The 20,993-nt window shown below is 49.1% G+C and carries 16 protein-coding genes; 6 read left to right on the top strand and 10 right to left on the bottom strand.

Features of this window, described 5'->3' with window-relative positions; genetic code table 11:
• Window positions 1-36 precede the first annotated feature (36 nt).
• From AC1S52_RS33545 to AC1S52_RS33555, 3 genes are all read right to left on the bottom strand, one after another.
• Window positions 37-846, bottom strand: coding sequence for a class I SAM-dependent methyltransferase (locus tag AC1S52_RS33545; protein ID WP_482033400.1), 810 nt, complete (start codon window positions 844-846; stop codon window positions 37-39).
• A 125-nt stretch (window positions 847-971) separates the two neighbouring features.
• A complete protein-coding gene (locus AC1S52_RS33550; RefSeq protein WP_482033401.1) occupies window positions 972-2,588 on the bottom strand; it encodes a 2-isopropylmalate synthase in 1,617 nt (538 codons plus the stop codon).
• A gap of 186 nt (window positions 2,589-2,774) precedes the next feature.
• Window positions 2,775-3,284 (bottom strand): LabA-like NYN domain-containing protein, encoded by a 510-nt coding sequence (locus AC1S52_RS33555; RefSeq protein WP_482033402.1) that lies wholly within the window; start codon window positions 3,282-3,284, stop codon window positions 2,775-2,777.
• Between the two features lie 453 nt (window positions 3,285-3,737).
• Here AC1S52_RS33555 and AC1S52_RS33560 point away from each other — a divergent pair, with 453 nt between their 5' ends.
• The 3 genes from AC1S52_RS33560 to AC1S52_RS33570 all read left to right on the top strand — a co-directional run bounded on the left by AC1S52_RS33560 (window position 3,738) and on the right by AC1S52_RS33570 (window position 7,060).
• Window positions 3,738-3,902, top strand: a complete 165-nt coding sequence (locus AC1S52_RS33560; protein ID WP_482033403.1) for a hypothetical protein — start codon at window positions 3,738-3,740, stop codon at window positions 3,900-3,902.
• Window positions 3,903-3,967: 65 nt separating this feature from the next.
• Entirely contained in the window at window positions 3,968-6,625 is a 2,658-nt protein-coding gene (locus AC1S52_RS33565; RefSeq protein ID WP_482033404.1) for a CHASE2 domain-containing protein, read from the top strand.
• Window positions 6,626-6,748: 123 nt separating this feature from the next.
• Window positions 6,749-7,060, top strand: a complete 312-nt coding sequence (locus tag AC1S52_RS33570; protein ID WP_482033405.1) for a hypothetical protein — start codon at window positions 6,749-6,751, stop codon at window positions 7,058-7,060.
• A 203-nt stretch (window positions 7,061-7,263) separates the two neighbouring features.
• On the opposite strand, the gene AC1S52_RS33575 is transcribed toward AC1S52_RS33570, so the two are convergent.
• A complete protein-coding gene (locus AC1S52_RS33575) occupies window positions 7,264-8,424 on the bottom strand; it encodes a PEP-CTERM sorting domain-containing protein (protein WP_482033406.1) in 1,161 nt (386 codons plus the stop codon).
• Between the two features lie 485 nt (window positions 8,425-8,909).
• Between AC1S52_RS33575 and AC1S52_RS33580 the strand changes: the two genes are divergently transcribed.
• Entirely contained in the window at window positions 8,910-9,101 is a 192-nt protein-coding gene (locus AC1S52_RS33580) for a DUF2949 domain-containing protein (protein WP_482033407.1), read from the top strand.
• Between the two features lie 50 nt (window positions 9,102-9,151).
• Here AC1S52_RS33580 and AC1S52_RS33585 read toward each other — a convergent pair whose 3' ends face one another.
• A complete protein-coding gene (locus tag AC1S52_RS33585; protein WP_482033408.1) occupies window positions 9,152-9,592 on the bottom strand; it encodes a peptidylprolyl isomerase in 441 nt (146 codons plus the stop codon).
• A 252-nt stretch (window positions 9,593-9,844) separates the two neighbouring features.
• Here AC1S52_RS33585 and AC1S52_RS33590 point away from each other — a divergent pair, with 252 nt between their 5' ends.
• On the top strand, window positions 9,845-11,941 hold the full coding sequence (locus AC1S52_RS33590; protein WP_482033409.1) for a thioredoxin domain-containing protein: 2,097 nt from the start codon (window positions 9,845-9,847) through the stop codon (window positions 11,939-11,941).
• 20 nt (window positions 11,942-11,961) lie between these two features.
• Here the strand turns inward: AC1S52_RS33590 and AC1S52_RS33595 are convergent, their stop codons facing one another.
• Window positions 11,962-12,177 (bottom strand): hypothetical protein, encoded by a 216-nt coding sequence (locus AC1S52_RS33595; protein ID WP_482033410.1) that lies wholly within the window; start codon window positions 12,175-12,177, stop codon window positions 11,962-11,964.
• 300 nt (window positions 12,178-12,477) lie between these two features.
• On the opposite strand from AC1S52_RS33595, the gene AC1S52_RS33600 reads away from it, so the two are divergent.
• Window positions 12,478-12,840 carry a hypothetical protein gene (locus tag AC1S52_RS33600; RefSeq protein WP_482033411.1) on the top strand — a complete coding sequence of 121 codons (363 nt, stop codon included), beginning with the start codon at window positions 12,478-12,480 and terminating at the stop codon, window positions 12,838-12,840.
• A 258-nt stretch (window positions 12,841-13,098) separates the two neighbouring features.
• Here the strand turns inward: AC1S52_RS33600 and AC1S52_RS33605 are convergent, their stop codons facing one another.
• The 4 genes from AC1S52_RS33605 to AC1S52_RS33620 form a co-directional block, all read right to left on the bottom strand.
• Window positions 13,099-14,655 carry an AAA family ATPase gene (locus AC1S52_RS33605; protein WP_482033412.1) on the bottom strand — a complete coding sequence of 519 codons (1,557 nt, stop codon included), beginning with the start codon at window positions 14,653-14,655 and terminating at the stop codon, window positions 13,099-13,101.
• A 216-nt stretch (window positions 14,656-14,871) separates the two neighbouring features.
• Window positions 14,872-16,443 (bottom strand): S-layer homology domain-containing protein, encoded by a 1,572-nt coding sequence (locus tag AC1S52_RS33610; RefSeq protein ID WP_482033413.1) that lies wholly within the window; start codon window positions 16,441-16,443, stop codon window positions 14,872-14,874.
• Between the two features lie 260 nt (window positions 16,444-16,703).
• The gene (locus AC1S52_RS33615) at window positions 16,704-17,393 is read right to left on the bottom strand and encodes a hypothetical protein (RefSeq protein ID WP_482033414.1); all 690 of its coding nucleotides are present in this window, start codon (window positions 17,391-17,393) and stop codon (window positions 16,704-16,706) included.
• A gap of 83 nt (window positions 17,394-17,476) precedes the next feature.
• Window positions 17,477-20,992 carry a hypothetical protein gene (locus AC1S52_RS33620; protein ID WP_482033415.1) on the bottom strand — a complete coding sequence of 1,172 codons (3,516 nt, stop codon included), beginning with the start codon at window positions 20,990-20,992 and terminating at the stop codon, window positions 17,477-17,479.
• Between the last annotated feature and the right edge of the window lies 1 nt (window position 20,993).

A 20,993-nucleotide genomic window follows, 5' to 3' on the forward strand; every position in this document is an offset into this window, starting at 1 on the left:
ATTTTTTCCGAATGGTGGTTAGGTGTTAGGTGCCCGTCACCAGCTATCCTTTGTCGCGACAACTGCCAGGTTCCAGGCAAAGCGTTTCATTAGGGGTAGCTTCTTCAGCAACCGATCGATTTTTTCCAGTCGAAGATATTTTTTCTCTAATCGAGCATGTTCGATGATGATTTTTTTCCAATAGCGCTCCTCATTCGGATTGACTTTCTCAATCAGGTAAAAGCGCAGAAAAATCCACAGGGTTGCCAGCCAGAAGGTATCATAAGCCGTGCGAGAAAACTGCGATCGGACAAAATCCACGATCCCAATCTCTAATGGAGTCTCATCCTCCGTCCGCACTTTGGTTGCCATCCGCCGATACACATTAATCACCGGATTATGCTTCAGCGGATCCCAAAAGCAAACCTTACCCCCCGGCTTTACAACCCGATGCATTTCCTTGATTGCAAGGCGTGGATCGGGAATATGATGTAGCAAATTAGAGGCATACACAACATCAAAGGTATTGTCTGGAAAGGCTATATCCATTGCATTGATGACAGCCCCTTCCACCTCAACCCCATTTTGGGCTGCTAGTTTGCGCGCCACATCCACCATTCCTGGTGAGTAGTCAGCCGCCACACACCGGGCACCCTGGATGGCAAAGTATACGCTGTTTTCGCCTGCACCACAGCCCAGATCCAGCAAATACTTGCCCCGAACGTCTCCTAACTGTCGCAAAATGAATCGATTTTCAGGAGCCGTACAAGCCTCAAAGTAATCTGCAACCCGAATCCCTTCGATATCGATCGCAGCCGCCCACTGGTCATGGAAAATCTGCTCTTTGCGTAAGACTTCTTCTTGCATGGGTTTAGGAAATAAGGGGGCAGGTGATAGGGGCAGGTGGTAGGGGACAGGAGCTTTTAGCTGTTAGCTTTCACCCATTACCCATTACCACCTGCTCCTCCAACCAACTTGTCAGATAAAGTCCGTTAGCTTTGCACAGCGGCGACTCCCGCTTCCGCTTCCTTTTCGTGGCGCTGTAGCGCAGCATAGAGCCGGTTTAGCGCATTCACATAGGCTTGAGCAGATGCCACGATGATGTCCGTATTGGCAGCATGACCGGAGTAAATCCGCTCATTGTGGCGCAGTCGAATCGTGACTTCACCGATCGCATCAATGCCTGCCGTGACGGACTGCACCGAGAACTCAATCAGTTGGTTGGGAACATTCACCACCCGGTTGATGGCTTTATAAACCGCATCGACGGGTCCAGTTCCAGTGGCAGCATCGGTCAACTCTTCCCCAGCGGGGGTGCGCAGGGTCACGGTTGCCGTTGGACAGGCATTGTTACCACAGGAAACCTGAACCAGCTCTACTCGGAACAGTTCAGGAGTTTGCTGAATTTCGTCATTAACGATGGACTCCAGATCCCAATCGGTGACTTCCTTCTTCTTATCTGCCAGTTCCTTAAACCGGACAAACGCTTTGTTCAACTCCTGCTCTGACAACTCAAAGCCCAACTCCTTCAACCGGGAACGAAAGGCATTACGCCCGGACAGTTTACCCAGCACAATCTGGTTATCGATTAAACCAATCGATTGGGCATCCATGATTTCATAGGTCAACCGATTCTTTAACACCCCATCCTGGTGGATACCTGACTCATGGGCAAAGGCATTGGCTCCAACGATCGCCTTATTCGGCTGAACCAGCATTCCTGTCAGGTTAGACACCATGCGGGAAGTTTTATAGATCTGGCGGGTATCAATGTTGGTTAGCGGTTCTTCGGAATCAGCCGGACGACCAAGAAATGGATTAAAGTACTGCCGCCGTACATGCAGTGCCATCACCAGTTCTTCCATGGCGGCGTTACCCGCCCGTTCACCAATTCCGTTGATCGTACATTCTAGCTGCCGTGCCCCATTCTTCACAGCTTCCAGGAAGTTGGCGACTGCCAAACCCAAATCATTGTGTCCATGAACGGAAATGATTGCCTGGTCGATATTGGGTACGTTTTCCTTAATTCCACGAATCAGGGCACCAAATTCGGTAGGGGTGGTATAGCCTACTGTGTCAGGGATATTGATTGTTTTGGCACCAGCCGCGATCGCCCCCTCCAATACCTGGTAAAGGAACTCTGGATCAGACCGTGCTGCATCCATCGGCGAAAACTCGACATCATCGACAAAGGACTTGGCATAGGCAACCATCTCCTGGGCGATCGCTAGAACCTCAGCCCGTGTCTTCTTGAGCTGGTATTCCAGGTGAATATCCGAGGTTGAGATAAAGGTATGAATTCTGGGCAAAACCGCTGGCTTCAGTGCTTCGGCGGCTGCCTCAATATCGGCTTTGATCGCCCGCGCCAACCCACAGATGACCGGACCGCCCTCTACACCCACCACTTGAGCAATTTTCTGCACCGCCTCAAAGTCGCCAGGGCTGGTGTAGGGAAACCCCGCTTCAATCACATCTACACCCAGTCGCGCCAGTTGACGAGCGATAGTCAGCTTTTCATCGATGTTTAGCGCCGCTCCCGGAGCTTGCTCACCGTCTCGAAGCGTCGTATCAAAAATAATGATCCGATCCTGACTGGGTTTAGTGCTCATGATTCATTCCCTGAAATCCGTAGAAAATGACAACAAACTCAATTCTAAAGGTTACAGAGCATAGAGTGTAGGAGGAAGGGCATGACAATTTAGCCCTCCCCCGATCCCCCTACCCTGTAAATGCAAATAATTAAATTTAACCAAATCGTTGGCGAACGACTGCTCAGCCCCCAATCCTTACCGGGTTCAATAATCTGATTTCTCGATTTCCTTGCGAATGTCATTCAGATCAATATAGTGATCGGTGACATTGCGAAGTTCTCGGGCAATCATACCTTCGGTGGAAACGACAGTGATGTGGGTGTTTTTAGAGCGCAGAAGCTCGATCGCTCGTTCAAAATCGCCATCTCCACTAAATAAAATCACCCGGTTGTACAAATCAACCGTATTAAACATATCCACAACAATTTCAATATCTAAATTCGCTTTTTGAGAAAAACGTCCAGAATTATCGTCATAATACTCTTTCAAAATTTTAGTTCTAACTGTATAGCCCAGACTGATAAGAGCATCTCGAAACCCCCGTTGATCCTGGGGATCCTTTAAACCCGTATACCAGAATGCGTTAACCAAAATAACGTCAGAATCTCTTGTGAAATATTCCAGGACTCTTTTGGGATCGAAGAACCAGCCGTTTTTTTGCTGGGCGTAGAACATATTGTTGCCGTCTACAAAAATTGAAAGACGGTTTGTCATGTTATGCATAGAAGCTAGTAGGTCTGAAATTTGATAAGAGGTAATAATGGTCGAATGATCAATTGTAACAACTTGTTTTTACCTGGCTTGCCTAAATGTATGGGTCTATGTAGTGGTTTGCTCACTAACAGTCGATCCAAAAGCCTCCTGGGTCGGGTGCTGGGCTTGAACAGTTGAGGCGTTTCGGATCGAAATTAAACCAAATTGCAAAAATTCTGGTTAAAAAAACCAGGTTTGGCTAATTCACTACCACCAGCAGAAAATACATCCTGCACAAACTTCAAAAATATGCTTGCAAGAACATCCTCCTAATGGATGATTTTGAACGGAATAAATAAGTAATTAATCATGTAAAGGCAATCTACGATAATCGATATTGTGAGCGTTTGACTATTATTTCATCATTCATTTCTGCTGATAGAAATGAATGATTTGTAACTGAACACGGGTTAAGTGCCCTCATTATCGCAAAAAAACTTAAAAATTTCTGCGATCGCAGCGTTCTTCATGCTATCGATTGAAGGGGGATTGACCTCTTTAGGGGTTGGGAGAGCCGCCGCAAGGGTTGATGGTCGCTTTTCCCAATCGTTTAAGATGGGGCAAATGCTTTCAACCTAGTAGAGCTTGGCGTAAATCTGGCTACCGTTCCTAGCACCTGACACCTAACACCTGACCCCCTTGGAATGGTTGCCGAACTTACGCCGCAGAGTACTAGCTATGTTGAATTGCCCCTGGGTGCATGGAGTAAACATTCTTCAAGCGAGTACTTAAAGATGTTCAACAAACCGTCTAATTCCTCACTGCCCCCAACGGAGACGTTGCCTTCCAGCGGCACTGGTCGATCTCAGAAGTCGGGTACTGCCTTTGGGGGACCAAGGAAAAAGACGCTGATTCGTGGGCATGTAATGGCGGGGGTATGGGCAGTGGTGGCAGCGATCGCCACTGCCCAGCAAATCAGCCTCGCGCAGTTTTGGGAAAGCCATACCCACACCCTCTTCTTTAAAGTGCGGGGTCCGGTGACTCCCCCCCAGGACATCCTGATTCTGGCAATGGATGATGACTCGGTGAAAGCCAACCAGTTTTACCGCAGCGATCCTCAACAATATAGCTACCTGGCACCGCTTAGAACCTCGCCACCGAAGCGCAGTGCCTACGCCATTTCGGTAGACCGATTGATGCAGGCAGGCGCACGCTCCGTATCGATTGATGTGGTGTTTGATGCCCCCAGTGATACGGCTGAAGAGGATGCTAAGTTTGAGCAAGTCCTGAAGCGATACGCGGGACGGGTAACCCTGGCAGCCCTTTACAGCTCTGAAGCCACTGCCCAGGGTAATCAAACTGAGCTAGTTCTCCCCGACCCCAGTTTTCGCACCACTCCTGCCTCGATCGGGTTTATTAATCATCCGATTTCTCTGGATGGCAGAATTCACTGGCTGGGTAGCACCTATCCCCAACTGGAGGTGGAGGCTGCCCAACGCCGAGCCAAGAACTATCCGCCTGAAGTTGCTCACCAGATTGTGCAGCCAGTGAAAGAATTGTTCTTTGAGCAAGGGAAGGATACCCCCTCTTTTGCAGAGGCAATCCTGAAGGCGGCAAAGATTCCCTATCAGCAACCCAGGGGGCGATCGATCTATTTTTATGGTCCTGACCGCACCTTTCCCCATATCTCTTTGCGCGATGTCTTGGATCCAGAAACCTGGAAAGAGCACCTTCAGCAAGGAACGTTTCGGAACAAAATTGTCCTGATTGGACCAACGGCTAAGGTTTATCAAGATTTGCACAGTACACCTTTTTCAAACACCTTTCCCTACTCCACCCCCATGACCGGGATAGAGGTCAACGCCAATGGGATCGCCACCTTGCTAGAAAACAAGTCGATTGCAGAAGCGATCCCCAACTCGACCTGGCGGGGGGGGACTGTGCTGGTCATCGTCCTGGCGGCGGCTGGCTTCCAGAGTGGGGTATTGCTGCTCCTGTCCTCTGCTCGACGCTTTCAGAAACAACTGCAACCCTCTCTCCTGCGGTTTATTCTGGCAGCGGGACCTGTGCATTTGGTGCTGGCAGGGGCGATCGCCCTTGTCTGGGGTGGAGTGAGCTATTTCGCTTTCGCCTCCGGTCAACTGATTTTGCCGACCGCTGTTCCCATCGCGGCGATCGCCCTCAGCGGTGTCAGCTACTTTGTGGTGGCTTCTGCCAGTGAGTACCGGAGTAAACTTCAGATCGTCAAAATTCTGGCGCAGTTTCCCCGGTCAGAAGTGGTTCAACGAATTTTGCATGAATACGTTGAGTTTCAGGATTTACTCCAGGAGCCGGAGCAGGCATTTTTTGGCAAAATCCTCAAAGATCGCTACAGAGTTACTAAAGTTCTTGGTTCAGGAGGCTTTGGCAGAACCTACATTGCTGAAGATACTCAGCGTCCGGGGAACCCCCAATGTGTCGTCAAACAACTTAGACCTGCCAGTGACAATCCCAATCTGGTGCAGCTTGCTAAGCGCCTGTTTGAGCGGGAAGCCCGCACCCTGGAAAAACTCGGCAAACACAACCAGATTCCTCAATTGCTGGCTAATTTTGAGGAAGACGGTGAATTTTATCTGATCCAGGAGTTTATTCCGGGCAATCCCCTGAACCAGGAACTCCCCTTAGGGAAACGGCTTCCTGAAACCAAAGTAGTCAACATTCTGCGAGAAATTCTGCAAATTTTAGAGTTTGTCCACAGTCAGGATGTAATTCATCGGGACATAAAACCGGGCAACATCATTCGCCGGGTCTCCGACGGTAAACTCGTTCTGATCGATTTTGGTGCAGTCAAAATTTCTGAACAGATGGAAGCCGAGCAACATAGTGCGCTTACCGTTGGCATCGGCACAAAAGGCTACATGCCCAGTGAGCAAAGTGAGGGTAAGCCAAAACCCAACAGCGACATCTACGCCCTGGGGATGATTGGCATTCAGGGACTGACCGGGCTTTTCCCCAACCAAATTCGAGACAAGGAAGATGTCAAGACAGGCGAAATTGCCTGGAAAGAATGGGCAAGGGTAAGTCAACCCCTGGCAGAAGTGCTGAGCAAAATGGTGCTTTATGACTACCGAAAACGCTACCAGACAGTGACCGAGGTCCTAGAAGACCTGAATAATCTACCGATCGCCGCTTCCCTTCCCCCTCTCGTAGTGGATGAACCGATTATGCCAACGGATCGCTCCATCGATTCGGATCCGTATAGTGTTGAAGAAACCCGCCCCTGGCCCCAAACCTTTGGCTCAGCGGTTGACCCACTTAACCCTGATTCCCCCATCCTGTCAGAGATTGAAGATCAAGAAAATAACGAGCAGCACAGCACCTAACACCTAATAACTAATACCTACCACTCAAAACCTATCCTTCAATCGCAGGAAGCTAGAGCTTTGTTGCAGGCGCTAGGGTAGAAGAGAGAATGTTAGATTTCTGGTTTCCAGAACACCCCCCCGATGAAACTTCTCCTTTCTCTAGGCTTGCTGTTAGCACCCTGGCTTGTGGCTCAAGCTGCATTCGCTCAAACGCCATCGCTTCCTCGATTCACCCCTTCTCAGCTTCAGCGCATTACAGGCGCACTGTACCCCCTCGACTCGCAGAATTTTTTTCGTCGCGGGCAGCAGCAGATGGAAGCTGAAATTAAACGTCTGAATCAACGTCGGCTTCTAACAGAAGGGGTTCTCAAAATTAGCCAGGACGTGCTGAAACAGCCTGACTTTTCTCAATTTGAACGCCCTGATAATTTCAAGCTGGATAGTGAACGGTGAATATAGCGGTTGCTGCCTGCTGAAGTACACCCCCACCACAGACGGATGTACCTCATAGCAATTTGAATTGCAACCACAACAGATCCCGGTACGGGCTTGGCAGTGCCAAGCCCGTACCGGACTTTGATGTACCCACAAATCCGTTTAAATCGATATCACATGAACGAGGATTGCTATCAACGTTTCCGATACCAACTCTTGTCCTACATCTCTTTTATTTTGCGCCGCTTCCGCAACCAGGTAGCCCCCAAACCACCTAACCCAAACACGGCACCTGCCACTGTCGATGGCTCAGGAACCGCTGCCACCACACCAATCGGGCGCAACAGGCTGGGGTTGGTAAAGAGTGTGCCTGTAAAAGCTGTTGAGCTACCCTGCCCATTCCCAAACTCCAGCACAGAACCTAAGTTCTCGTTGGCAAAATCAAATCCAATCACATAAAGATTGTTTGCCGTGCTGCCGATGCCAAAGGTCAGGCTACCAATAAAGTTGTTGCTTGGAGTTGTGCCTGTGTAGTTTGTAGACAGCACATTGATCAGGTTTCCTGCCAGATCATATTCCCGAATGCCACCGGCAAAATCGCTGACAAACAGGCTTTTCTCGTTGGGTGCAAGCACCACCCCCAGCAAGCTGACAAATCCAAAGCTTTCATCCAGGGGAGTTGGTTGATCAATAAAGACCTCAGGGGTAGCCGTTGGTGCTAGTCCCTGTACCTGTTCAGGGCTATAGCGCAAGACCTGGCTTCTAAACCCATTCTCAGGAGAGCCAAACACCAGGTTTCCGTTGGCATCATTGGCAGTTCCTTCGATCGCCACATAAAGGCTGCCATCCGGTCCAAACAGCAACCCATTCGGACCATTCAATCCACCAATGCTGCCCAGACCATTGTTGTTATCTGATGCAAAAACATCGATGAACTCTCCTGTCTGCCCATTAAACCGTAGAATTTGATTGCTGCGGAAACTGCTGACGTAAAGATTGCCATCGGGTCCAAAGGCGTTGCCGTAGGGACGGGCTAATCCATTAGCTGAAGCGGCTACCCCTAAGAACTCGCCTGATGGGCTGAACTTAAGTACAGCCGAATCTTGAGGGTAAGTAGGATCTAGCAAACTGAGGCTATTGCTACCACCAACACTGACATAAAGATTGCCATCGGGTCCAAATGTAAGGGCATCTGGTGCCCGCAAACCGCCGATACCAGGGGTTGTAAAATCCCCTAAAAAGTGGCCTGTGGTTTCATCAAAAACCACAATGTTATTGCTCTCGCTATTGCTGATCAGCAGAAAAGCCTCAGCTTTGGAGGTAGCTATACCCAAAACCGTAATAACACTGAGAAGCCAGGGGGCTGTCTGAGGAATTTTCATGAAATTGATACATCAGGATGGTGATTTGACCCATTTTGGGGACCATCCAAGATTTAGAAATGTTTCAATAAATACAACTTCATTACTCTTTTACTTAGAAGCCCCTATTTATAAAGCTGTGGTAAAGCAGCGGAGTAAGCTTTCGCTAGACAGCCCTAAGTATTGACAGGCAAATCTTTATAATAAATTAATACGCTAAATGTGGAGTTCAAAAGAGCTTTTGGGCAGCAAAATTGCTAGGGGTAGAGATTGAATTGAATTTAATCCTTCCATCGTAATCAAACGTAGGATCTATTTCTAAGCGATTGTGGTTTAAGTGGATGTCATAGGTTGCATTGCGAAGAAAATCATTTATTAGGATCACCCTGTCAGGTGATCTGGTGAGATGAGGTTTCCTTGATTTTGCTCCGATAATATGTTTGCCATGTTTACCCTGTCATACCGCCTTGCTGCTTAATGACTATTAACTCTTAGGAAAGTGACCCGTGGAACTCAATCGCAGCAATACTCAACTCATCAACTTTTTGCAAAAGGAGCTTGCCGTTTCTGCAAGCTCGATTTCTATGGCGCTGCGCCACTGTGAACAGGATCCGGGTCCGCTACATATGATCCTGTGGCAGTATGGCTTGGTTTCACTGGAGCAACTTGAGCGAATTTTTGATTGGCTGGAAGGCTAAGTGAGCCGGATAGGCTGGATCTGTATTGACTGATCAGCCCTATCCTCCTTCTATTCCTCAATCGTGACCGAACGAATCCGATCGCCCTGACGAATAGCATTCACAACATCCATATCTTGAGTTCGCCCAAAAACCGTATGCACGCCATCTAGATGGGGTTGGGGTGAGTGGCAGAGGAAAAACTGGCTACCGCCCGTATCTTTACCCCGGTGAGCCATTGATAGTGAGCCTGCCTGGTGTTTGTTGGGATTGATTTCACACTTGATGCTGTAACCAGGTCCACCGGTTCCCGGCATTCCGCTGGCACCTTCGCGGGTATTGGGGCATCCCCCCTGCACCATAAAGTCTGAAATGACCCGATGAAAAGCCAGACCATCGTAGTAGCCTTTCTTGGACAGATCGACAAAGTTTTTCACCGTATTGGGCGCATCCTGATCAAACAGTTCCAGGTTGATGGTGCCCTTATCGGTATCCATAATGGCGCGGGTCATAATTTCTCCTTGACGATCGCTGAAATGGATGATTACCCATTCCAATCACTAAATGTTGCTTTCAGATCCTAACGCTCAATGGGCAGATGCGATCGCTCTGAAGTGAACCCCTCACGCTAGACTGTCAAGGAAAAGGATAAAGGCTGAAGGCTGAGGGCTGAAAGCTCCTTAAAAGACTAAAGGCTTGTCTTTAATGTCTTCTTTTCTTTTTCCATCTTTCATCCTTTATCTTTCATCCTTCATCTTTTTTCTATGTCTAACCGTCTTGCCCAATCCAACAGCCTCTACCTGCGCAAACACGCCGAAAACCCAATTAGCTGGTGGTATTGGTGTGATGAAGCGCTAGAAACGGCACGGCGGGAGGATAAGCCGATTTTTCTGTCCATTGGGTATTCCAGTTGCCACTGGTGCACGGTGATGGAGGGGGAAGCATTTTCTGATGGGGCGATCGCGGACTATATGAATGCCAACTTTCTGCCCATCAAAGTTGACCGGGAAGAACGCCCCGATCTGGATAGCATTTACATGCAGGCAGTCCAGATGATGATTGGGCAGGGAGGCTGGCCCCTGAATGTGTTTTTGTCTCCTGATGATCTGGTGCCTTTCTACGGTGGCACCTACTTTCCAGTGGAACCGCGCTACGGACGACCGGGGTTTTTGCAGGTGTTAACCGCTATTCGCCAGTACTACGACACCCAGAAGGAAAAGCTGAAATCCGTCAAAGATGAAATTCTGAATAACTTGCGGAGTGTGGCAGTCCTGCAACCGATCCAGGAATTTGATAATAATCTGCTTAAAAAAGGACTGGAGCACAGTACGGGTATTGTGGCTGGGAAAACCCCCGGTCCTAGTTTTCCGATGATTCCCTATGCGGAAGCCGCATTGCGGGCTACCCGATTTGCGTTTGAGTCTCGCCATAACACGACCGAAGTTAGCACTCAACGGGGGCTAGACCTGGCATTGGGAGGGATTTTTGACCATGTGGCAGGGGGCTTCCACCGCTACACCGTAGACCCAACCTGGACGGTGCCCCACTTTGAAAAGATGCTTTACGATAATGGGCAGATTCTGGAATATCTGGCGAACCTGTGGGCAATGGGAGTGCAGGAACCCGCCTTTGAGCGGGCGATCGCCCTCACCGTTGAGTGGCTCAAACGGGAAATGACTGCACCTGAGGGCTACTTTTATGCGGCACAGGATGCAGACAGTTTCACCGACCCAACCGAAGCTGAACCGGAGGAAGGAGCCTTCTATGTTTGGGATTATCAGTCGCTTAAGCAATGGCTGACTCCAGAAGAACTGACAGAACTCACGGCACAATTCACTGTGACTGAAAAAGGCAACTTTGAGGGCTATAGCGTCCTCCAGCGGCAGCACCCTGGCAAACTATCCGCAACTCTGGAAAAGGCTTTAAGTCAGCTATTTACTGAGCGTTATGGCAGTCCTGCCGATGCCCTGCGGACATTTCCCCCTGCTCGTAACAATCAGGAAGTAAAAACCACCGCCTGGACGGGGCGCATTCCCCCCGTAACAGACACCAAAATGATTGTCGCCTGGAATAGTTTAATGATTTCGGGCTTGGCGCGGGCTGCCGCTGTCTTCCAAAACACTGAGTACCTCGAACTGGCAACCAAGGCAGCTACTTTCATCTTGACCCATCAGTGGGTTGACGAGCGGTTCCACCGGGTTAACTACGATGGTAAACCCGATGTTCTGGCGCAATCTGAAGATTATGCTCTGTTTATCAAGTCCCTGCTGGATTTGCACCAGGCTGCGCTAGCCGTGGGTAGGGGACAGGAACCTACCCAATCGCCGGTTGCCTTACTTGAAGATGCCCTCAAAATTCAGGAGGAATTCGGCGAATTTCTCTGGAGTATTGAACTGGGCGGTTACTACAATACCGATGCCAGGGATGATCTGCTATTACGGGAACGCAGTTATGTAGACAATGCGACCCCGGCTGCCAACGGGATTGCGATCGCCAATCTGGTCCGGTTGGCATTACTCACAGAAGACCTGAGTCATTTAGATAAGGCAACCCAAACATTGCAGGCATTTGGCGCGGTGATGGAGCAATCGCCCCAGTCCTGCCCTAGCCTTTTCTCAGCCCTTGACTGGTTCCAAAACCACACGCTGATTCGCACCACCCCAGAGCAAGTTGCAACCCTCTCGACCCAGTATTTACCAACGGTTGTTTACAACGCTGAGGAAATCCCAGCAGGTATGGTTGGTCTAGTGTGTCAGGGCTTAAGTTGCAAAGAACCTGCCCGCAGTTTTGAGCAGTTATTAGAGCAGGTGAAACAGAGTCAGGTGAGGGGTGAGGGGTGTTCGCCTTTGGCGTTCCCGTAGGGTGGGGTGAGGTGAGTATTTTAGCCAGCGGGAACGAGTAAACGCGCTTCCTCAACTTTTTCAGCCAGGGAAATAGCAGGGTCTTGCCGCCCAGGTAGGCTTAAAGGTTCTCGTCGGGGTTTTTCGGCGGCTTGTCGCTTGAAGGAATAGAGGACAAACGCAATCACAAAGTAGGCAAAGATGAAATATTCCAGAAAGATGGCGATCGCCGTTAGCAGGTCTTGTAGAGCGTCCATAATCGGTATCCCTCGTAATCCTACTTTCTATTCATCATTCTACGTTCTATACACAAATTGCCAAAATCAGATGGGAAGTAAGTTTGCAGGTTCAACGGTTAGAGGCTGAAATCCTGGCTTGGGGGCTGCCCCCTAAACCCCCCGTCGCGGAGGACGGCTGCGTCCCCCGCACCCCCTCCAGAACTACTTTATCTAACCATTGGCGCATCTCTTCCCTTCTCGCGGTTTGTCTACAGGCAATCAAGGGTAAGTTAATCTTTATCAGCCTTCATTATTGATCTTTTCTCCCTCTTCCTCCCCATGACTCAAGATCCCTTTGAAAACGAGGATGTCAGGCATCTCCAGTTGTTTCTCTATCTGATTCCGGTGGTGGGTTTTTTCCCTGCACTCTGGACGTTGTATCGGCGGAGGGGAACGCGGCGGGAAAAAGATTTGAGCCGTCTGGTTGTGACTTTAGCCCTGGGATGGGTGCTGGGTTACTTCTTACTGGGAACTGGGGCAGAAGTCTCAGAGAACCTATCTTTGCCGCTGCTGATTACCAGTAGTTTGCTGACCTCAGGCTATTTCCTGACCAACCTCTGGTTGATGGTACGTCTATGGCAGCGCAAGCCCTTAAAGTTACCTGTTGTCAGCGACCTGAGCGATCGCCTGCCCTTGCGGTAATTGGGGGTTAGGAGTCAGGAAAAGCAGTTGTTGGTCAGTCAGTAGATTGGTTTAAATAATTGTTGGATGAGACGGTCAGTGGTCATTTGTCATTCGTCATTCGTCAACAGCCATGCACCAATGACAAATGACTATTGACCAGTGACGCTCCCATGTAACAGTTAACTGGACCTACCTACTGAGTCAGTGGTTAGTAAAACTTTCAACTCTCAATTCAACACTTTCAACTCTCAATTCAACACTTTCAACTCTCAACTCTCAACTCTTCCCACTTCGTTTCGCCTGAATTGCCTTCAACAGGTGTTTCATGCCTAGTTTGGGATTTGGGGATTCTGCGATGGCGTAAAAGGCAGCCTCGCGGGCGATCGCCCATATATCCCCTCCAGACAACCGAAACCGTTGCGATAAGTATTTCCAGTCAATGTCTGTATTGAGGGGGGTTTGGGCTGGAAATGCTTGCTGCCACAGGCGTAGGCGATCTGGCTGATCGGGGATGGGAAACTCTAGCATTCGAGTCATCTGCTGCCGCCAACGGGTTTTGACCGTCTGCTTATGGGTAATGCTGAGTAGAGTGATGCCCCGATGATGGTGTCGCCAGTCTAGAAATTGGTTGATTTCTGCTTCGGATAAAGGAGATTTCTGTCCTAACCAGATTTGGGCAGACTTCAGCAGGGATAGGGTGGGAGATTGTGCCATTATCTCTTGCAGCAAGCGGGAATGGTCAATGGGATTGAGTAGCGCCAGATCGGTGCAGAAAAGCGGAGTTTCCAGGGTTTGGGCGATCGCCAGGGCTGCGGTTGTTTTTCCTGTGCCGGGTGCTCCGATGAGCAAAACCGTTTTCCCTTGAGCAGGCTGGAAGGGAGCCGCTAGCGCTTGAAATCCTAAAGCCGTATCTACCTGGGAAGCATACTGAATTGCATGGCAAAGATGCTGGAGGTCTTCGACCAGGGAGGGGGGAAGAATCAGGTCTGACCAGGAGAGGGAAGGGGAGGGAAGGAGGGGAGGAAGGGGGGAGGAGGAGAGGGGGGGAGGGGGAGAGGGGGATGCAGTCGGGGCAAAAAAGTAGGGTTGCGCCGATGCGACCGGAATCAGATCAATCACCCGGTTGGGTTGCAGCAATGATTTTAGAAAAGCCTCATCCGGTTGGTCTGCCAGGAGATAGCTGACCAGAGGGTCAGACAGCTTTACCAAACGGGATAGGAGTGGTTCCAGAGGAGGACTTTGATCAGGGGAGAGTCGCGATCGCACCTCCAGCAATTGATACTGAAGCAATACGGAACCATCGACCAGGTATTGCCGTGCCATGCGCCACTCGGCATCGTTGCGGCAAAGAATTCGCAACAATAAATCTACTGTGGGTAACCCAGATGCCCCAGGGAGTTCTGTTTCCTGTAAGTAGTTATAAATCTGTCCATAGCGACGGCTGATTTCTGGAGCAAGTGCCATCAACACCAGGTTTTTCTCAAAGGCTGAAAGCTGTAACTGCTTCCGTAAGGACGGCAAACCCAGGCAGATTCCTCGCTGCTCACTCGACAGGATTTTTGCCTCCATCTGTTGCTGATAACCATTTTTGGTTGCCCTGCGACGGGGCATCTCTGCTGGCGAGTCATAGGATGCTTCCCCATCCAGAGACATTAGCCCTTTCCACCAATGGCTGGTTGCCCGGTCTGCGCGGGTGCGGGCAAGGCGTTCAACTTCTTTCGTTTCCTTGCGCTGCCGTGCTACAGCCAGACTCAAGACTCGATCTAACCAGTTTAGTTCTGCTTTCAGGTACGTCCAGTTATCTGGAAACGGTTCGGGAGATTCGGCTTGCATTGAAGAGAGCGAGGAATGGGAATTCAGTCAGTTCGCAGATTTATTGAGGGCAGGTTTATCCATCATACTCAGTGGATAAATATCCCATCTACCCATCCACGGCAAAACTCTCCTAGCGTTGCAAACACTAAATTTTGCAACATGAGGGTTTGGGGGCTTCGCCCCCAAGAAGGGGTTCTACCCCTTCACCCCTTGCAAAACTTTCGTTTTGTTGTACTAGCGCCGTACATTGTTCAGAACCACATAGTTGGACTGAATTGGAGGCATTTGCCGGGTTTCAACCAATGCCTGATAGATCATCGCCGCCGCCTCAGCGCGAGTGGCACTCTTGGTCGGGTTTAACCGCCTGGGGTTAGGATAGTTGACGACTAATCCCGCTGCCGTTGCCGTTGCAACTTGTTCCTTTGCCCACCCCGGAATATTGCCCCTGTCATCGTAAACGGTTAGTTCTTTAGTGCCGTTGCTTGTTGCCAATCCCAAACCGCTGACCAATGGAGCAATCACCTGGACTCGTTGAGTTTTCTGATCAGGTTGAAAGGTATTGTTGGGAAAGCCTTTTAAAAATTGATGGGCGTAATTTTGCTGAATCACACGATATGCCCAGAAACCAGGTTTCACGTCTTTAAATTTTTTAATAGTTGGGACTTCTGGTAGGTCAAAGACTTTGGTGAGAAGCGCGGCGTACTCAGCACGGGAAAGATGCGCATTGGGTTGAAATGTGCCGTCTGGGTAGCCTCTGACAATATCCTTTGTGGCTAATGCCTGCACAAATTTTTCTGCCCAGTGCCCTTTGATATCGCTAAAGAGAATAGGAGAGGACGGCTGCACTAAAATCCTCGTTCCCGCCGGGATGAGTGAAGGCAGTCTGCCGTTATTGGTAGCGTACTCTCCGGCTGCCAACTGGATGGTATCTCCCGGTTTAGCTTTACTTAAGGCATGGGATAGGGTTTTGAAGGGGTCTACTTGAGAGCCTTGATTGCGATCGCTGCCGTTGGTTGAATCAACGTAGATATCTAAATTACTGGATGGCGACGAGGGGAAAAGCAGATTTTTAGCCAGCCAGATTAACAATGGAATCAAAACGAGCGAGGCAAGGAGCAGCGGAACCTTGTTCTGCGTTGAAGAGTTTAGCTTTAGTCCATTCAGCAAGTTTTTTATATGCTCAAATAGGAGCTTGATTTGCTCCGTGGGCTGGTCAGAGGGTTTTTTACCTGATGGGTTAACAGGTGGGTTAATGGGTGGGTTAACGGGTGGATTAGCAGGTGGATTAACAGGTGGATTAACGGGTGGATTAACGGGTGGATTAACGGGTGGATTAGCAGGTGGATTAACAGGTGGATTAACGGGTGGGTTAACGGGTGGATTAACGGGTGGATTAACAGGTGGGTTAGCAGGTGGATTAACAGGTGGGTTAACGGGTGGATTAACGGGTGGATTAACAGGTGGGTTAGCAGGTGGATTAACAGGTGGGTTAACGGGTGGATTAACGGGTGGGTTAATGGGTGGATTAACGGGTGGATTAACGGGTGGATTAACAGGTGGGTTAACGGGTGGGTTAACGGGCGGGTTAACGGGTGGATTATTTACGGAGTCTTCGGTAAGGGGATTTTTGGAGTTTGTCTGGGGCAGTTGAAACATGGCTTGTAAAGTGGGCCAGTTGTCGATCGCTTTGGGAGCGTCTTTGAGCCGTTCATTCGATTCTTTGCCCTGCTCCAGAAATAGGGACTGCAAAATCTCCCAATTGTCGGGAGTACTTTTTGGAACTTCTCCTAATTTTTTATCTGTCATGGAGTGTTCTCCCCCCTTCTTTGGATGTGCCCTAAAAATAAAATTACAGAGCTGTACTACCTACCATAATGCTGTCTAAGCTGTGAGATTTCCTTTTCCAGGCTGAACAGGAGATCGCTCATGATTTGGGTTCCTGGGATTATTTTGAACTAGATGAAAACGCGAAACCTGTAAATGCAAGAGTTGGGATTTGTTGAGGCTCTACCCAGCCTATGGGTGAGCTTAATCCAATTTCAAGCTGATACAATCATATTGGCAAATTACGGGACAATTACTGCTCTTTGAAGACTATTGAATTGCGATTTTGTGTATCCGTTCACTTGCACTCTTGCAATCTCATTCCCTTGAAAGGGAGTTGCTTCGCATCCTGGTCGAAATGCTTGTCCGACTACACCAACTCTATCAACTCTTCGTACATCCTGGTTTATGAACGTGTCATATGTTCTTCCAGTTGTATGATCTTCAAGCCATACATGTTCTGGACAGACTTGACCTTCTCTAAAACCACCGCACACGTACACTACATTACTAAGCTGCTGTGTACGGCTCTCGCACAGCAAGCTAATTTTATTCATAGTTTCTTGACGAATCTGAGTTAATGTTTTTCCTCGAAGGTTTGTTCCATAGTCATAGTACGCCCCTATTTCATCCATTAGTGAAGTATAGGCACTATTAACAGTTTTTCCTGCTAGTGGATTGCCACTTAGTGCCCATACATGACATGACATTTCTCGAGTGGTCATGGTTTTTGCTTCACTCAAGTTAGATTGAGGCAACTGCGGGTGAAGATGTGTTTCACCAGGTTCGGGTAAATACAACGATTGTTCGATTGCCAGCAGTCGATTGGTTTGTGGAGTGTTTTCATAGGCTTGTGCCACAGATAATCCATCCTGAGCTTGTTCTCTCAGGCGTTGTATATCTTGTTCCAGTTGGAAGAGGCGATCGCTCATGTTACTTTCTCCCTGCGCGTTGTTAAAAAAGATGGAGATGTCTTCTGGACTAATCTTGATTTGATGAATAGTGATATAGAGAACTAGGTAAATAAAGTAGGATCGATCGCCCCTGCAAGACGTTGTGCCATCGCCTGAATGGTTGGATCGCCTCCTGCATTTGCTGTAGCAAGTTTTGTCTGGACATTTGCCAATTTAGCGTGTAAATTGGCGACAGCCGTCAGGTCAACTAACATAAACCCTTGATCGCCTGCCCCACCCGGACGACCAATTCGATCAAGCTTTAAGCCTCCCGTGGGTGACATTTCTGCCTCAGTCGCTTTGAGGTTATGAACATGTCCCAGAGGATTGGTTCTTCCATATTCATCATTTTCTACACCAATTAACATGCCACCCATTTTGTTCGCTTCCGGCTTTCGATAGCCAATATAGAGATGCCCATAGGAACCATTAGGTAAGATGGGATTGCCGTTGACATCCAAATTGCCAATTCCACCTACTGCCAAATTAATGCCATAGTGCGTCATGCCCACAAACTTGAACAGTTCCTTCTTCTCCTGAAACTGCCCGCCGGTTGTAACTTTGATGTTGTGGGTTGAGGAAGATCGTGTGCCAACCTGGGCATTGGTTTTGACAACATTATTGACAAAAATCCAATCCAACAGGTTGTCTCCTGTATTCTGAGGAATTTTGACATTCACTCTGCCTCCATGAGAAAGGGCGACGGCAACGTGCTGTATCCAGGCTTGATAGGGATTGGCACCATCACGATATTGCAGGTTCAAATGCAGTAACGCAAAAACCCGCTGCAAAATTTGCCTGACACTTGTATCAAGATTGAGTAACGCTAATGCATTCCCTGGGGGGATACGTCCAATCGCAGCTTGGCTGGGAACGCTGAGCGTTGCAATCCAAATATCGCGATCGCGATCATAAATAGCTTGTCTAGAAGTAGCAGCAGTCGCGCTGGGTGGATTACTATTGGCATCAACGGAGCGCGCTTTCCAGTATCCTGGTTTGTTGCTCATATCAACTCCACCACCCGGATTGTGGTTATTCCATTGATAGGTTGCTACTTGTAAACGGGTTGGTTTAGGCAATGTTTCCCAATTGTTAAAATTATTCCCAACTGCATAGTTCACCATTGCTGGATAGTCCATCAAGCCACGATCTGTCAGAGCTTTGGTTCCAGCAGGTCCTGCGGCTGCACCACCCGTGCTTAACCGTTGGATTTCTGTAACCTCTGCGGGTGTTAAAAGTCTCTGGTTAGTCTGATACTGAACGGTTAAAACTTGCTTTGCTGGTAAGGTGCTGGGTGCAGCCGCTACAAAAAATACTTGTGCATTGCTATATTCCAGACTTCCTGAAAGCAATTGCTCCATTTCTAGCTCTGGTGGGTAGAGCCGATCCTCTGCCTCAGTTGCGTCTGTATCACTCAAACCCAGTGCAGTGTAAATTTCTTTGTCTGGAAAGCTTGTCTCATCTACCTCTGTTTCACCATCTGCTGAAGCAGCATATGCTTCAGCAGATGGGAAACTGGACATCTCTTCCCCAAAGGCTTTGCCTCGTTTAGGTTCGGTCCAAACCGGAATACAGCTTCCTTCGCCTTGCTCATTCGGCATAAAGAGAATAGGCATCCCAATATATTGAGCATCACCATTGATGGCAGCATCAATGCTATAAGTTCCACCTTTGTCAGGATTAAAGTCTTTTCTTTGAGCAAAGTGGCTGAATAAACTATCAAAATGCTGTTCAGTCCAGGCATCTGGGAAAAAAGTGGAGGCATCTTTTTTAGATTTTCCAGTTCCCCTTTGTTGGACTTTTTGCTGATAAACACCAAATTGATCCGCAGGTTTTGTCGGTTTACCAATTCTTGTGAACTTGGCATTCCCATTTTCATAACCTGACCAGTGATAGCCTGTTAGCGCATCTGGATCTGCATTGCTTCCTCCAATACTGATGTGATGCCAGTATCGGTTCTTAAGTTCGTCAGCCGTGACTTTAGGAGCAGATGCTTTTTGCCAAAGTGCATTAACTGCCGCACTAATATTTGGGTCGTCAACAGAAGACTGATATTTCTTGCCGTATCGTTTTTTTGCTTCCTGCTTCAAACGAAGCAAATACTTATCCTTTAGCTCATTTTGATTCGGTGGAACGTTTTCAAGCAGGGAGGCGATATCGTTGTTCTCAAGTTGGAATTGAACTGCTTGCCACGGTTCGTCCACACTGAGTGCCTCCACGTCGGCTATCACTTCGTCCTCGTCGAGCATAAAAGATTGGGCTGTTTCAGAAGTTTCCCCCATATTCTGTATTTCAGACGTTTTCGGTTCAGACGTTTTCGGTTCCGGGGGATGAACAGATGCCTCTGACTCAGCTAGAGCCTCGCTTTCCTGGTCATCTAACAGGCGATCGAATTCGTCGAACTGTTGCTCTAAGGAGAACGTGCCCAGGTCAAAAGCCGTAGCATGGGTCATGCTTCTGCCCATCTGGTCAAAGACATCGTGGGCAGTGGATAGCTTAACGGGGGCAGATGGGGCTGGGGACTGGGATGCAGCTTGTACCTGGGATGGGGGGGCAGGTGGAGAAGTTTGAATGGGAGCCTCGTAGACTTTTTCTCCCCGCAGAATGGCGTCCAAATCGGCGGCAAAGGCTTCGGCATCAGCCGAGCGATCGCGCACAGGTGCCTGTTCCAAGGCATCAAAATCAAATGCCTCCGCATCAACGGGTTCAGCCGACTTGTGGGGCGGGCTGGGCGGATTTGCCACCGTAGCATGGACTGGAACTGCTTCCGAAGGCTGATGGGTCTGAGTCGTGGGTTCACATCTCGTATGGTTGGCATCGAATCCATAAGCATGGTTTTCATCAGACAACTGACCTTCATAGGATGCCTGGTCAGCATAGCCTGAGGTGGGTTCATCGGCGAACCCATAGGCGGTGCTGCCGGGATAGGGTTCCTCGGTGGCTGCGGTTTCCGGTTCATCGACCACCTCAAAGGCTTCTACCTCGTAGGTTGGGGGTTGATTCAATCCGGAACTGTAGCGACTGTCATCGGTTGGTAGCCAGTCAAAGGACTCAGCCGTTGGATAGGCAGAACCTTCGTATTCCAGTTGAATCGCTTCATCCCAATCAAAGGCTTGAGCCTCAACCGGCTGGGTTTGCCCCTCCTCAGACTCTTCCAGATCCTCGAAGGAAAATTGCATGGCTGGTGCAGTCGCGGAAAAATTGCCCAACAGGCTTTGTTCCAGGGCAAAGAGAGAATTGGATTGAGCCAGGGGGTCGATATCTTCTTCATCCGGTTCCTCTGCGATCGCAAAGGCATCTGCCTCTTCGTCTTCCGCTTCGGTATCACCTGAATTTTGCCAGCTCATGGATTGGGAGTCAGAGTCAGTCTCCTCCGCTTCTTCTTCGTAGCTCAGTTCGATCGGTTCATCCCAGTCAAAGGCGTATGCCTCCGCCTGCTGGCGTTCCAACTCTTCAGCCTCCTCCGTCTCTCCAGTCTCCGCGGCTGCAAATGTTTGGGAAGGAGGCGGCAGCGTCCCGAACAGGCTTTGCTCCAGAGCAAACAAAGAATTCGAGGGATAACCGTTTAAGTTGGACATA

The sequence above is a fragment of the Kovacikia sp. CALU 1929 genome, from assembly GCF_056784235.1.